This window comes from Candidatus Margulisiibacteriota bacterium (assembly GCA_031268855.1).
Taxonomy (GTDB): Bacteria; Margulisbacteria; Termititenacia; order Termititenacales; family Termititenacaceae; genus Termititenax.
In genome coordinates, this window is record JAIRWS010000135.1 from 1 (window position 1) to 13,748 (window position 13,748).

A 13,748-nucleotide genomic window follows, 5' to 3' on the forward strand; every position below is an offset into this window, starting at 1 on the left:
CCGCTCAACTTCATTGACGTGCTGTCACGGATGCAGATCGAAGATCTAATTCTTCAATATCAGCCGACCCTGCTTTTCGTCGAGCATGATAAGGTGTTCGCGGAAAAAGTGGCAACACGCACTATTGAATTATAGATCAAATGTTCTACTCAAAATAAAATGTTATAACGTTTTAGGATTAAGCAGGTCTAGCACCGCACGCGCGTTTTTTTTCAGAACATCTTTTGCCGAGAGGCGCGCGCGCAGCTTGCGGAATTCTGCTTTGATTTGCCGCAGTTTATTTTTATTGTAAAGCGTTTTGGCCAGCAGGGCAGACAACTCCGCCGCGGTAAAATTTTGAATACGCTCCGGCATGATCTCCTTACCGGCCAGCATATTGGGCAGGGCCTTGTATTGGGGAATTTTCTGCGCCAGCAGCTTGTTGATCAGCCAGTAAGAAAATTTAGGAAATTTGTATACGGCGATTATCGGCGCGCCAAGCAAGGCTGCTTCCAGCGTGATCGTGCCGGTGGCTGACAAAACAATATCCGCCGCGGCCAGCAGCGCGTAATTTTCACCGTAAACCACCGGAATATTCCTAACTTTTCGGCGCAGAGTTTTCAGGCAGTAGGCGCTGGCTGCGGCGATGACAAATTGTTCGCGGCCGCGCGACAACTTGACGATCTGCAAAAACACCGGCAAAAGATTGGCCAGTTCCTGCCGGCGGCTGCCCGGAAACAAAGCGACCAGCGGCTTGTCCGCGGCCAGCTGGTGTTTTCGCCGGAACATTTTTAGATTTATTTTCTGCCGCGCGGCAATTTCGCTCAAAGGATGCCCGTTGTATATACTGCGGCCGCCAAGTTTTTGATAAAAAGCCTGCTCCTCGGGAAATATCGAGATTATCAAATCGCAGATCGCGGCGATTTTTTTTCCGGCGGCCGGTGTGCCCCACAGCCACTCCTGCGGCGAAATGTAGTAAACCACCGGAATGCCCAGTTTCCTGGCATACTTAGCGGCTGGCAGGTTGAAGCCCTGACCGTCCACGCACAAAAACAAGTCCGGCCTGGCGCGGCGCAAATATTTTTTCAATTTACCTAAAGCGCACAAATAAGCCGGCAGATACCGCAGCGGCTCGAGCAGGCCGACCGTGCTGCAACTGGTCAGATCGGCCAGGATTTCCATTCCTGCTTTACGCAAAGCCTCGCCGCCGAAGCCGCTGAATTTTATTTTTGCGCGGGTTTGTTTTTGGATCGCCGCGGCCAGCCGCGCCGCATGCAAATCGCCGCTGGTCTCGATCGCGCTGATAAAAATTTCTCGCATCATTATCCTCGTTTAAAAACTAATCATTTGCCCGCTGACACCCAGCTCTTCTTTCAGCAGATTATACCTGAAATCGATAAGCCAGGTCTTTGTTCTCAGGCGCAGAAAATAGATCAAGGTGTGAATATTGCCGCGGTAGATAGAATACTGCGTGGTCTGCCCAAGATCGAAACCCCACAAATTCAGCAGGACAGTTGTGCGCACATTGTCATCGTAATTTTCTTCGCTGTCGTAATTAAACGGCGAGCCGCCGCGCTGGTCAATATAATCCGTCACCCGCCAATCGCCAGTCCAAATCCAAAATTTTTTCCGCCCCTCGAGATAACCATAGATGCGGTGCCAGCTGTAGGGGGACAGCGAATATTTGACCGTGTCGTAGCCGACACCGGGACGGAATTCCTCAAGATACGGCATTTCGTAATCGCGGTACAATTCCGACAGCGAAGCCCAGCGGTAACCCGCCTGCGCGCTGGTCAACTCCTTGAGCGACGCATAGATATTGTTGGTGTAAAGACTGATTTTCTGCCAATTCAATTTAAAATTACCGCTATAGCTCAGCTCAAACTCGCGCATCAACAAATCTCCGTTATATTCCTCATAGTTAATTCTGGTTGCGCGCAGAGAATTAAATTCATTGCGGATCCGGTCGGCATATTTAGCATTGAAAGAAGGGATCTCCAAAAAAGAATATTCCCAGGAAAATTCCTCCTGCGTCGGCCAGTACTGCCAGTTTTGGTTGCGATACGTCATTTGCGAGGCGTCGGAAAAACGCACAATTTGCTGGAAGCCGTAACCCGCGCCTTTTTCCGCGGCGCGGCCAAAATACAGATTGCCGTACAAATTATCCTGCCAGAAATAATTGATATTCCACCGCCAGTAAACGCCGTTGAAAATATTATTTCCAAACTCCGGCAGAGGCGCCGGGATCGAGAAAGCATTTGGCCGGTTATCAAAAATCAGGGCCGGCGCATAATAAATAGGCGCGTCAAACCAGCTCAGCCGCGCCTGGTACGCAACCGTCAACTCAGGACGATAGTCCAGCCGTTTAAAGTCAGCGCGGAGTCTCAACGGTTTTAGGCCGAGGGATAGATCGTGAAATATGTTAGTATCTTTTTTTTCTTCCAGGCCGGTATAAGTGACCGCCAGTATGTCGCTGCTGACCGCCTCCAGCCGAGCGGCGAGATCAAGCGCGTTATCGCTGACAGCCGTAGGCTGTGCGTTACCGCTAACAGCCGCAGGCTGCGCGGATGCGCTAACAGCCGCAGGCTGCGCCGCCGCGCCGATGGTCAAAACCACGCCCAGCAGCAAAAAATAAAATTTATTCATCGCGCGAGAAACTTCACCATGGCTCTGCCGAATTCTTCCGCGGCAGCCGGACCGTCAGCGGTGATAATATTGTCGCTGACCACCACCGGTTTGTTGACATACACGCCGCCATTCTGGCGGATACTCTCCAGCGCATCGACATCCGGGAACACGGTCAATTGTCTGCCGCGCAGCAAACCCGCCTGCGCGGGTATCACCCCGGAAATACAAATCGCCGCGACAAGTCTGCCGTCCGCGTCAAATTCGCGGCACAAACGCAAAACCGTGGCATTGTGCCAATAAGTTTTCTGTCCGCCGACGATCATCAGTCCTTGATAATCCGCTGAATTTACTTTATCGAGCGTGAGGTCTACGCGGGCGGTCACTAAATCTTTTTTGCCGCGCAATTTGCCAAGCAGGGTCGACGCCGTCACCACCGCAAAACCAGCCTCTTCCAGGATCCGTTTCGGCACGGCGTATTCCTCATCACGAAAACCATTGGGCACGATCAAAAACAAAACCGCCATTTTACAATCCTTTATTCACATCAATATTTGAGCCGTCAATTTGTTTACGGCCGGCCGCTGGAATCACCGCCGACTGCGGATTATTGGTCGGTTTAGTTTCCTCGTCAACTTCCGATAAAAACACAATGCTGCCGGCATCAGGATAAAAAGTTCTTTCCCAATCCGGCCGCTGCGCGCCGACCGGCACCAGCCCGCCCAGTATAGAATGTGTGTGGCACTGCTCCGTGTACACGCCGTTTTCCCACATCAATTCCTCGACCACATCGGATTCCGGACACATTGGCGTCGCCAGCCCCTGCCCGACTACGCAGATCCGCTGCTTGACCATGCCGCGCGGATACGGGAAATATTCTTTGGGAAACTTGGGTAGCGCATAAGCCATATAGGATTTCCAGATCTGCGCCGGTATCCAGCCGCCGGTGACTTCCTGCATGGCGGAATTGTCGTCATTGCCGACCCAGACCGCCGTCATCAGATTCGGCGCAAAACCCATAAACCACGCGTCACGATAATCGCTGGTCGTGCCGGTCTTGCCGGCCAGATCGTACCCGGGAATATTTGCGCCCTGTCCAGTGCCGCGCTGCATCACGCTGCGCATCATATAAACCAGCGCGTGCACGTAACGCGCCTCAAACACCCGCCGCGCCGCGATCTGATGTTTGTATAAAATATTACCGGTGCGGTCCTCGATGCGCAAGATCGACACCGGATCAACACGCACACCGCCATTGGCAAAAGTGCAAAAAGCCGCCGCGTGTTCCAGCACGGGTATCTCACTTGCGCCAAGGGTCAGGGAAAGCACCGGTGCCAGCGGCACCTGTATGCCCAGCTTGCGGCAGGTTAGAATAATGCTGCTCGGGTTGATCATATCGCTGATCTTGACCGCCACGACATTGATCGACAATTCCAGCGCGCGCTTCAAAGTAAGCGCGCCCTTGAAATCCTTGGTGTAATTTTGCGGCGAGTACGGCCCCATAATAGTGTTAAAAGTTACCGGCGAATCTTCAACTATTGACCCGGGCGAAAGTCCCATGCTCAGCGCGGTCAAATACGTATATGGTTTGAATGAAGACCCGGGCTGCCGCTTAGCCTGCGCGATATGGTCGAATTCTCTTTCCAAAAAATCCCGTCCGCCGACCCAGGCTTTGATGTAACCAGTCTTAGGATCGACAGACAGCAGCGCGGCCTGCGTGGCGTTGAGCGAGGAAACTTCGCGGCCTTTGATCCAGTGCGGCCGGCTGGCCTCCATCATGTAATACTCGATCGCGTCTTCCGCCTTTTTTTGCAGGTCAACATCAAGCGTGGTGTAAATCCGCAGGCCGTCCTTGTACACCACATCTTTGCCGTACATGTCCTCCAGCTGTTTGACCACATAGCTGGTAAAGTAAGGATGTTTATATCTCAAAGTCCGGCGCGGCGCCAAAAAGATCGGCGTTTCGCGCGCTTGATAAAATTCCTCCTCGGTGATCAGATCCAGCGCAAACAAACGATGCAAAACAATGTCGCGGCGCCAGCGCGCGCGCTGCGGACGGTAAAACGGCGAATACAATTCCGGCCCGCGCAGCAAACCAATCAGCGTCGCGGCTTCCGGCAGATTTAACTCCGCGGCGGATTTATCAAAATACATGTTAGCCGCGGATTCAATGCCGTAAGCGTTGTGTCCCCAGTACACTTGATTGAGATAAAATTCCAAAATTTCTTCTTTGGTGTACTTACGCTCGATCTGCAAAGCCAGGATCATCTCGGCGATTTTTCTTAGCAGCTTTTTCTTTTTATTTAAATAAATACCGCGCGCCAGCTGCATGGTGATCGTGCTGCCGCCCTGCATTTTTTCGCCGCGCAGCACATTTACAAAAACCGAGCGGAATAAGCCGCCAAAATCCAAACCGTTGTGCCGGTAAAAATTAGTGTCCTCGGTGGCGATCACCGCGGCTTTCACAAAATCGGAAATCTGCGAGATCGGCACGACTTCCCGGTTTTCTTCCTCGTGCAACTCGGCCAGGATCGTGCCGTCCGCCGCGTAGACTTTAGTCGTTTCATTGGGCACGATCGTGCCCATCGTGTCCACATCCGGCAGATTCATCGCGGTCATGATCACGACAAACAAAAAAACCAGCGCGCCCAGCGACGCGGCGATGCTGCAATACCGGAAAATCCGTTGCAGCCACAAGTGAAACTTTTGTTTTCTGAGATGATTGCCGTAAGAGCTTAAATGCGCTGAGCGCACCTGGTCTATCGGCCTCTTAAAAATGCCCACGCTTTGCCCCTTGAAGCCAAATTTTTAATATATTGTTATAATAACATAGATGAATCCTTTTGAAACAATCCAAAACGGCGCGCTGGAGATAATTTCCGCGGCTGAGCTCAGAAAAAAACTGGAGTCCGGCCAAAAACTAAAAATCAAATTCGGCGCCGATCCGTCCGCGCCGGATCTGCATCTCGGACACACGGTAGTTTTGCAAAAGCTGCGCCAGTTCCAGGATCTGGGGCACGAGGTGATCTTTCTAATTGGCGACTTTACGGCGGCGATCGGCGACCCGACCGGCAAATCCGAAACCCGCAAACCTTTGAGCCGCGCGCAGATCGAGCAAAATTCCGCCACGTATCAAGCGCAGATTTTCAAAATTTTGGACAAACGCCGGACTAAAATTGTCTATAATTCGCAATGGATAAACAAGCTCACGCCGGCGGATCTGGTAAAGCTGCTGGCGCAAATCACCGTCGCGCAGACGCTGGAACGCGAGGATTTCAAAAAACGCTACACTTCCGGCCAGTCTATTGCGCTGCATGAATTTATGTATCCGCTTTTGCAGGGTTATGACTCCGTCGCGTTGCAGGCTGACGTCGAGCTGGGCGGCACAGACCAAAAATTCAATATGCTGGTCGGCCGCGATCTGCAGGCCAACGCCGGTCAGGAGCCGCAAAATATTATCATCATGCCGATACTTGAGGGGCTAGACGGCCTGAACAAAATGTCCAAGTCACTCGGCAATCATATCGGCATTACCGAGCCGCCCAATGAGATGTTCGGCAAACTGATGTCCCTGCCTGACCAGCTGATGCCGCGCTACTATCAGCTGCTGACCGAGCTGCCTTTTGACCCCAACGAACATCCGCGCGCGGCCAAGGAAAAACTGGCCAGCTATATTGTCGCGCGCTATCACAGCACGGCGGCGGCGGCGGCGGCGGCGGAAAATTTCAAAAATGTTTTTGCCAACAACGGCGCGCCGGACGATATCGCGGTCTTGTCCGCCAGGGATTTTCTTGGTTTGCCGCTGGCCAAACTGCTGACAGCCGCCGGTCTATCTGCCAGCAACGCCGAAGCCAAACGCGACATTCAAGCCGGCGCGGTCAAGGTCAACGGGGAAAAAGTCTCTGATCCGCAGGCAGCGGTCGTTGCCGTAGACCCAACGGAGTTGATTATTCAGGTGGGCAAAAGAAAGTTTGTCAAGCTGAGCTAAGTTTCGCCTTGTTGCTAATGCATAAAAGTATAGTATAATTATATGCATAAAAAGGAGACGATTATATGCGGACAACTCTGGAGCTTGACCAAGCCCTGCTAGGAGAAGCCATGCGCTGGACTGGACAGCCCACCAAGACGGCCGTAATCACCACGGCCTTGAAACAAATTATTCAAACGCAAAAAAGACTACGGCTGATCGGTCTGTCCGGCAAGGTAAAACTGCCAATCAACCTCAACCGCACCAGACAAAGAGCATGAAGTATTTGGTTGACAGCTGTGTTTGGATAGACTTTTTCGGGCAGAAAAAACATTTTAAAATTATCTCCCGCCTTTTGTTTAATAACTCTGCCGTTCTAAACGAAATAATCCTGGCCGAATTGCTGCCAGTGGCCAAACTGCAAAAAGAAACTACTTTTATTGATTGTTTGTCTGGTCTGGAAATCGCGCCGCTGCACATTGTTTGGCCGGAAATCACGGAAATGCAATATCAGTGTCTCAAAGGCGGTTTAAACAAAGTCGGTTTGCTGGACATAGTCATCGCGCAGAATGCTAAACAAAACGGACTGGCTTTACTTTCCACAGATAAACATATGCGCTTTTTGGCGCGGAAATTTGGTGTGCAATTGAAACAGGCTTAAAGCGGCAGGCCGCCCAGATTATTTAAATTCAAATTTTGCTGCAGGTTTTGTTGGATGTTTTTGCGGAATTCCGCCTCGATCTGCGTCTGCGACGGCAGGGGTATTTCCACAGCCTGGTCAAACGGAATGGATTCTTTAAAAAATAACGCGGCATTCAGTTCATAGCGTCCGGTCAAACGCACGCGCACAAACTCTTGCCCGTCAAGCACCGCCTTGACCAGATCCGCCGCTGAGTCAAAAATTTTAGCGAACTCAATATTTTGTTCTAAAACAAAACTGGTGTCCGTATTGGCTTTCGCTTCAAGGTCATTGGTCTGGCCGGCCGCCAATTCTTTTTCCTGCAAAAGCAGCGTGTAACTCACCTTGCCCTGTAGCGGAAAAACATTAGGATTGCTCACGGAAAAATTAATCCTGGCGCTGGCGGACTGCAGATCATTTAGCTCGACCACGCAGTCTTTATAGCTGATCGTCGGCTGCTGCATACAGCCGAACAAACAAAAGCAGCAAAGCGCGCCGCATAATATTTTAGCCAAACGCCCGAACAAAATTAGTTTTCCGGCACGGACGGCGCGGAAATAGCCTCGACCGGACAAACCCCGGTGCAGGCTCCGCAATCAATGCAACGGGTCGCGTCAATTTCGTATTTGCCGTCGCCCTCGCTGATCGCCTGTTCAGGGCATTCACCGGCGCAAGAACCGCAAGCAATACAATCTTCGGAAATAACGTGCGCCATAAAACCTCCTTTCGTAAATTCTCTGATTAAAAACCCCTGAGATTTTTTAATTTAACAACTTGCCTCTGCTGATGTCAATTAGTGTAAAACTTATAATCACTGCCCTCTACCAGGACAACGCCTGCTGGTCGTCAAGCCAATACAGCGGGAAAACAATAAGAAAATTTGATGCAAGTCAAAGGTATATTTTGCCGATATATGGGTAATTACTTTTCTGTGAGTTTTAGAGGGTAAGTATATTTACTTACGTATGCGCGGCAAATATTAAATGGACAGGTACGCTAATTGTGAAAAAGTGAAAAACAAAAAAATGGAGTTTGCAATGAAAAGATTTTTGAATTTAATATCTGTTAATAATTGCCCCCCCCATTTTTTGGCGTAGATACGCGAAAAATCTAAGTAATCCTAACGCAATAGAAAACAAGTCCCTTACTGGCTGAAAAGCTGGCGGGGACTTTTTTGTTGTTTAGGAAATAATCCAAGAGGAGGTGATTTATATGGCAGGAAATGACGGTGAAAGTGAAGGCGCAGGTACGAGTACAAATAATTTGAAAGTAAGCGGAGCCAATTTAACAGTAGGTGGTGTTCCTTTAAGCGCTATCGCAAAAAACGCTTATGAGGCGATAGGAACGATCACAAATATCCGCTCTCAACTTATGGCTGAGATTACAAGAGTGGCGTGCGGCAGTGGCGATAAGATGATCAATGTCAACAAAAACGCTAGTAGTAAAGCTCTATCTATAGATATCTCCACCGGCGCGGGCGCTCTGGTGCTGGACGACGCCCTGCAAGAGCTGTCGACCGTGGAACAGGCAGCGGCTCAGCTGGTGGCAGCGGAGAACAAAGCCCAAAAGCAAGTCCACTCGGTGGTGGGTCAGGGATAAAAGCACGCGACCGGCGCGCGGAGTGCGACCAAGCGTGTGCGTTCCTTGTTTTCTCCGGTGCGGGTGTATAATTCCCGCATGCGTGAAATCGCCGCTGAATTGCTTGCGGAAAAAATCGCCGCCGCCATCGTGGACATGAATCTTAACCTGCCGCCGGATGTCGAGCGCGCGCTGCGGCAAGCCGCACAAAACGAAACTTCCGCCGCCGGACGTTCCGTTCTGCAAAAACTGCTGCAAAACGCGCAGATCGCGCGCGCGGACGGACTGCCGCTCTGCCAGGACACCGGCACATGCGTGGTTTTTTTGGCGATCGGACAAGAGGCGCATCTTGCCGGGAATTTGCCGGAGACCATTCAGTCCGGCGTCGCGCGCGGCTATCAGTCCCTGCGTAAATCTATAGTCCGTGATCCGCTTGACCGCGTGAACACGAATGACAACACGCCAGCCGTGATCCACACGGAAATAGTTTCCGGTGATAAAATAAAACTTAACCTTCTGGCCAAAGGCGGCGGCGCGGAAAATAAATCCGCCCTTTACATGCTGCGGCCAACCGCGGACAAAAAAGAGATCACCGCCAGGATCGTTGAGACCGTGCAAAAAGCTGGTTCCGCGCCCTGTCCGCCGCTAGTATTGGGCATCGGTCTGGGCGGGACTTTTGACACCGCGCCGATCCTGGCCAAAAAAGCCCTGCTGCGTGAGATCGACAGCGCACATCCTGACCAAAATTACGCCGTTCTGGAAAAAGAAATTCTACGGGAAATAAATAACCTGAATATCGGCCCGGCCGGTTATGGCGGCAGCACTACGGCTCTGGCCGCGCATATTCAGAGCGCGCCCTGCCATATCGCCAGTCTGCCGCTGGCGGTGAATATCCAGTGCCACGCGGCAAGACACGCGGAGATAGTGATCTAGTCCTGGTATAATAACAGCCAATCGTAATCCGTATTGGTACTAGCATAAAATTCTTCCGCCTTAATGTGCAAAATTGACATGGCGCTATTAGGATTAAGATAGAATGTTCGCGCGTTATTGATCGGAACATTATTCATTTCAGACAGATTGGCGTTATAAAAATCACCCACAGGCCAAGCATTAAACATATTCTCTACAGGCTCATCGCCTGTGACTCCAATACCGCCCTCTATAGAATACATGTAAATCGTTTGCCAATTTAATATAAAAGGCCTTTGACTTAAAAGCTTTGGCAGGGTCTGCGGCGTTACATATTTTTGTTCTCTCTGGTTCAAATTAAGGGCCGGGACTAGATGATTGTGCTTTAAGGTTTTGAGCAAACTGGTCAAAACAATAATTACCTGCAGTTTCCTTAGCTCTTGCTGCGTTTCCGGATCATTTTGCAGATACGCATTGACATCACTTCGTAAGGAATCCATCACAGCAATAACTTTCTCATACTCTCTCCAATATCTGGCGTTGTTTTTATATCGAGTATTCATAGCCTCGGCATATGCGCTTGTCCAGAAAAGTGTATAATTGGCTAAGACTGGAAAGGTGCCCGCAAAATATAAATTTTTAAAACTACGCACGCTAGATATTGCGCCATTTATCTGGAACCCAAGCTGCGCAATATTGCTTGTGGTATATTTATTTTCCGGACCGGGTTCAATATTGGAAAAATAATCCCAAGCCGAGCGGTAGTTCCGAATATACTTGTGAAAATCATGATAATTATACTGTTGTAAAACCTGCTGTTGCGCGAGATGGTTACTACCGGCTTTTCGCCAAGCTTCCGGCCAAAGCGTGACCGCAGAATCCGGGAAATAGCCTCCATTGAGAAAACCTTTCATCCGATAGTCCAGCTTTACCAGCGTCTGTGCCACAAGCGTGTCTTGATATGGCGGGCGAATCATAACCTCTAGAACATTCGTTGCTTGGGCTTCCAAACTCAGCCAGGGTTCAGCGTCATACAGATATATGCCGATCATTAATTCCTGGATCACCTGAGACAACTCTCGATTGGTATAGGGCATATATGGAAACGATACATAGTAGTCATTATAACTGGCGTCAAAAGGCTGAATGATCCCGCCATAAATAGCAACGCCCTCGGCGTCTTGGATCGGATTTGTTACACCATTTCTGCTGGCGGCTTGATTGAACTGTTGTATGCTTTCCTGATAGGCGATGGTTTTATTGGCAGCACGATTAGGATAAGTTCGCCCGTTCTCTTCAAAAATATCACGGGCATCGTAGGTGCGTAATGACGGGTCTCGTTCGGCTCTGCGCAAGTAGTCTTCGCTATGATTTCTTGGTGTGGGAAATACTGAACGAATTTCGCTAGGATTATCGTTGTCAAGAAAAACTGAAAACGACATACCGTTGTATTTTCTCAAAGAAGAATCTTCTGTTTTAATTTCACAACTATATAAGTTATCTCTTGCATTAAACTCGACCTTGGAATTGTTAATTAAATCTTGCAATTTATCCGGATCCATTACTCCCATAGGGTTATTGCGCAGGCCGCCCATTTCCGGCCAAAACGTATGCTGGCTCGCCGGATTGTCCCGCGGTCTTTCCGTATAGGTGAGGAGTGAATGTTCTAGTAAATGCGTATACTGTTCGGCAAGCAGACGGTAGGTTTGATTATTGATCGTAATATTTAAATCCTCGCCATAACGGATGTTCCAGGAATAGACCAGAGCGTTGTGAAAGTTCATTCGAGCATTCCATTCCAAACGTCTGGATGCTAATCTATTATCTGCAATTGGATCTGCCATGATTACTCCTTTATATTTTTTACTTATGCGTAATTCGTAATTATCCAGAAAATGATTTCTTTATACGTTTTGTTATGGAGAATAATAATGTGACTGCGCAATTGCCTATCTAGCCATGGAGAAATAAAACTAATGCTGCCTTTTTTAGGAGGAAAATTCTTTTTATAATCAAGATTATGTAATCCACTAAGATTTTGGCTCTTAATGGCCAATTGATAAAATATAGGATTCGTTTCTTTTCTATCTGGACTAATCTGCGCATATTCACACATAAGTGTAGAATAATAAACTATCTCCGCTCTCTCAATAGGAGTAAGTAATTCCTTGAATTCTTTGGCCCTTGTTTTGCCTTCTTTCATAAACCCGCCAAATTCTAAACTGCCCCAGATAAAGAGATCATCAATACCCCGGCCAAAATTATCCCACATGAACATATTCTTGCGCAGGCGGTATAGCTGCCAGGAGTTTTGTGTCCGTTGAAACTCATCTTTGCGCCGAATAATTCCATTGCTTAGTTTGAAAAACTCTTTGATACGAAATTCTTGATGAAATTCATCAAAGAATTTGTCCAGATCGTCATATTCGTTTTCTTCCGTGTAGGCCCAGCGGTTTAAAATGTACTCAAAATTGCTTTCTTCATAAAACTCTTTAAAACAATTAACCTGCTCTTGCGCTTCTCGGTCGTTGTATGGTTTATGTATTAACATAGCTACCCTTTAATTTATACTAAAACTAATTCTTTAGAGGTAATTTTATAACACATTCATAAGTTTATAACAATTCCGGCCGGTTACACTCTGGCCGCGCATATTCAGAGCGCGCCGTGCCATATCGCCAGTCTGCCGCTGGCGGTGAATATCCAGTGCCACGCGGCAAGACACGCGGAGATAGTGATCTAGATTACAGAGCGCTACGCCGCGCTACACGACTTTTATAATATACATAACCTTATAATAAGCTGGCACCGTGCTGAAGGTAAGCGCCGGACTGACAACGCCAGCGCTCTCCGTATTGCCGGAGACGCTGCCGCCAGTAATACTGCCACCGATCGTATGTGAATGTGAACCGCCTTCGGGAATAGATACAGCAACCTCGTGGGCGTGTATCCCGCTGTTGTCAGGGGTGGAACCCGTAATATCATGTGAATGTGTGGCATCTATGTGAAAAGAAGCACAGGTATCGCTACCGTTGTTACCATCGGTAGAGCCATGCACCTGTGTTGTGCTCGTAATAATTCCCGAGGTATTATTAGAAGTTTTTCTGCCGTAATCCATCTGAAAATAAGGAGTATCGCAGGTCAAGGTGTTGCTTGGATTACCTGTCGAGCCGGAAACACCATGCGCATGTCCGCCGCTGCCGGGGTTCGTTGTGCCGGTACCTGTATGCGTATGTCCGCCGCCCGTGTCTATCGAGAGGCCACTCGTAACCAGGCTGCCCACAGGCAGCGCTTTCACCTCGTGCTTGTGCTCCGGGAGATGAGCGGAAGTCAGGGGTACTCTCTGGCTGTCCGCGCCGAGCGCGGTAGTAAAATCCGAGCTCTCCGCGCCACGCAGAAATTTATCGGTCAAATCCGGCACAAAAAGATCGGCGTCGTGATTTGCCTTGTTGCAGACTTTCCAGATATTTTTGAATTCCGCGCTGGTCGCGCCCCAAGCTGTGGAACTGAAAGTCAGTATCGCGCCTTTCGGAAAAAATGTCAGATTGAGAATGTCGCTCGCCAGCATTGGCTTGCCTGTCGCTATAGTCATAAAAATACCCCCCTTTAATTTAATTACCTTTAGTATAGCATAAATTATCCCGAAATGCAATATAAAATATTTATCTCATTGTCTTAATGAGAGCAGACTCATTAATCGTTAAACTAAAAATATAGGTGTAATGATATAAAGAAAGGATATAGCAAATGGACAATAACGAATTGGAGCAAAATCTTAAAACTCTCATTAGTAAAAAACTGCGCCAACTCCGGGAAAACAGCAATGAAACTTTGGAAAAAACCGCGGATTTTTTAGACCTGAATTATTCTCAATATTATAGATTATTACAGGGCACGCAATTGCCGCATCTGGCCACGCTCATGAAGATCAATCAAGCCTATGGCCTGAATATGGACTGGTGGTTCGAGGACTTCGCCGAAATACGGACAAACAAAGTTTTAACCAAA

15 protein-coding genes and 1 pseudogene are annotated in these 13,748 nt (G+C 48.9%); 7 read left to right on the top strand and 9 right to left on the bottom strand.

Annotated features, from left to right (window positions below; translation table 11 throughout):
• Positions 1–162 precede the first annotated feature (162 nt).
• Genes lpxB through LBJ25_07795 form a run of 4 tightly spaced genes read right to left on the bottom strand, consistent with a single transcriptional unit; the run spans position 163 to position 5,388 of the window.
• A complete protein-coding gene (lpxB, locus tag LBJ25_07780; GenBank protein MDR1453853.1) occupies positions 163–1,302 on the bottom strand; it encodes a lipid-A-disaccharide synthase in 1,140 nt (379 codons plus the stop codon).
• 9 nt (positions 1,303–1,311) lie between these two features.
• A complete protein-coding gene (locus tag LBJ25_07785; protein ID MDR1453854.1) occupies positions 1,312–2,625 on the bottom strand; it encodes a hypothetical protein in 1,314 nt (437 codons plus the stop codon).
• Entirely contained in the window at positions 2,622–3,131 is a 510-nt protein-coding gene (locus LBJ25_07790) for a DJ-1/PfpI family protein (protein MDR1453855.1), read from the bottom strand. The genes LBJ25_07785 and LBJ25_07790 overlap by 4 nt, the downstream gene beginning before the upstream one ends.
• A 1-nt stretch (position 3,132) precedes the next feature.
• Positions 3,133–5,388, bottom strand: coding sequence for a PBP1A family penicillin-binding protein (locus LBJ25_07795; protein ID MDR1453856.1), 2,256 nt, complete (start codon positions 5,386–5,388; stop codon positions 3,133–3,135).
• Positions 5,389–5,437: 49 nt separating this feature from the next.
• Here LBJ25_07795 and tyrS point away from each other — a divergent pair, with 49 nt between their 5' ends.
• The 3 genes from tyrS to LBJ25_07810 all read left to right on the top strand — a co-directional run bounded on the left by tyrS (position 5,438) and on the right by LBJ25_07810 (position 7,232).
• Positions 5,438–6,592, top strand: a complete 1,155-nt coding sequence (gene tyrS, locus LBJ25_07800; protein MDR1453857.1) for a tyrosine--tRNA ligase — start codon at positions 5,438–5,440, stop codon at positions 6,590–6,592.
• Positions 6,593–6,657: 65 nt separating this feature from the next.
• Positions 6,658–6,852 carry a type II toxin-antitoxin system VapB family antitoxin gene (locus LBJ25_07805; protein MDR1453858.1) on the top strand — a complete coding sequence of 65 codons (195 nt, stop codon included), beginning with the start codon at positions 6,658–6,660 and terminating at the stop codon, positions 6,850–6,852.
• Positions 6,849–7,232: a PIN domain-containing protein gene (locus tag LBJ25_07810; protein MDR1453859.1), complete on the top strand. Its 384-nt coding sequence runs from the start codon at positions 6,849–6,851 to the stop codon at positions 7,230–7,232. Before LBJ25_07805 ends, LBJ25_07810 begins: the two co-directional genes overlap by 4 nt.
• Here the strand turns inward: LBJ25_07810 and LBJ25_07815 are convergent.
• Both LBJ25_07815 and LBJ25_07820 read right to left on the bottom strand, forming a co-directional pair.
• A complete protein-coding gene (locus LBJ25_07815) occupies positions 7,229–7,765 on the bottom strand; it encodes an LEA type 2 family protein (GenBank protein ID MDR1453860.1) in 537 nt (178 codons plus the stop codon). The genes LBJ25_07810 and LBJ25_07815 overlap by 4 nt on opposite strands.
• Positions 7,766–7,779: 14 nt before the next feature.
• Complete coding sequence (locus LBJ25_07820; GenBank protein ID MDR1453861.1) at positions 7,780–7,965, bottom strand: 4Fe-4S binding protein; 186 nt, start codon at positions 7,963–7,965, stop codon at positions 7,780–7,782.
• Between the two features lie 497 nt (positions 7,966–8,462).
• On the opposite strand from LBJ25_07820, the gene LBJ25_07825 reads away from it, so the two are divergent.
• Together LBJ25_07825 and LBJ25_07830 are read left to right on the top strand one after the other, a co-directional pair.
• Positions 8,463–8,849: a hypothetical protein gene (locus LBJ25_07825; GenBank protein ID MDR1453862.1), complete on the top strand. Its 387-nt coding sequence runs from the start codon at positions 8,463–8,465 to the stop codon at positions 8,847–8,849.
• A 78-nt stretch (positions 8,850–8,927) separates the two neighbouring features.
• Positions 8,928–9,761 (top strand): fumarate hydratase, encoded by an 834-nt coding sequence (locus tag LBJ25_07830; protein ID MDR1453863.1) that lies wholly within the window; start codon positions 8,928–8,930, stop codon positions 9,759–9,761.
• Here the strand turns inward: LBJ25_07830 and LBJ25_07835 are convergent.
• Together LBJ25_07835 and LBJ25_07840 are read right to left on the bottom strand one after the other, a co-directional pair.
• A complete protein-coding gene (locus tag LBJ25_07835; protein ID MDR1453864.1) occupies positions 9,758–11,584 on the bottom strand; it encodes a hypothetical protein in 1,827 nt (608 codons plus the stop codon). The two genes, LBJ25_07830 and LBJ25_07835, sit on opposite strands and share 4 nt — an antisense overlap.
• A gap of 23 nt (positions 11,585–11,607) precedes the next feature.
• Positions 11,608–12,291: a hypothetical protein gene (locus tag LBJ25_07840; protein ID MDR1453865.1), complete on the bottom strand. Its 684-nt coding sequence runs from the start codon at positions 12,289–12,291 to the stop codon at positions 11,608–11,610.
• A 90-nt stretch (positions 12,292–12,381) separates the two neighbouring features.
• On the opposite strand from LBJ25_07840, the pseudogene LBJ25_07845 reads away from it, so the two are divergent.
• A pseudogene (locus tag LBJ25_07845) lies at positions 12,382–12,483 on the top strand (fumarate hydratase).
• A 21-nt stretch (positions 12,484–12,504) separates the two neighbouring features.
• On the opposite strand, the gene LBJ25_07850 reads toward LBJ25_07845, so the two are convergent.
• A complete protein-coding gene (locus LBJ25_07850; GenBank protein ID MDR1453866.1) occupies positions 12,505–13,332 on the bottom strand; it encodes a hypothetical protein in 828 nt (275 codons plus the stop codon).
• 155 nt (positions 13,333–13,487) lie between these two features.
• On the opposite strand from LBJ25_07850, the gene LBJ25_07855 reads away from it, so the two are divergent.
• On the top strand, positions 13,488–13,748 hold a 261-nt coding region (locus LBJ25_07855), incomplete at its 3' end, for a helix-turn-helix domain-containing protein (protein MDR1453867.1).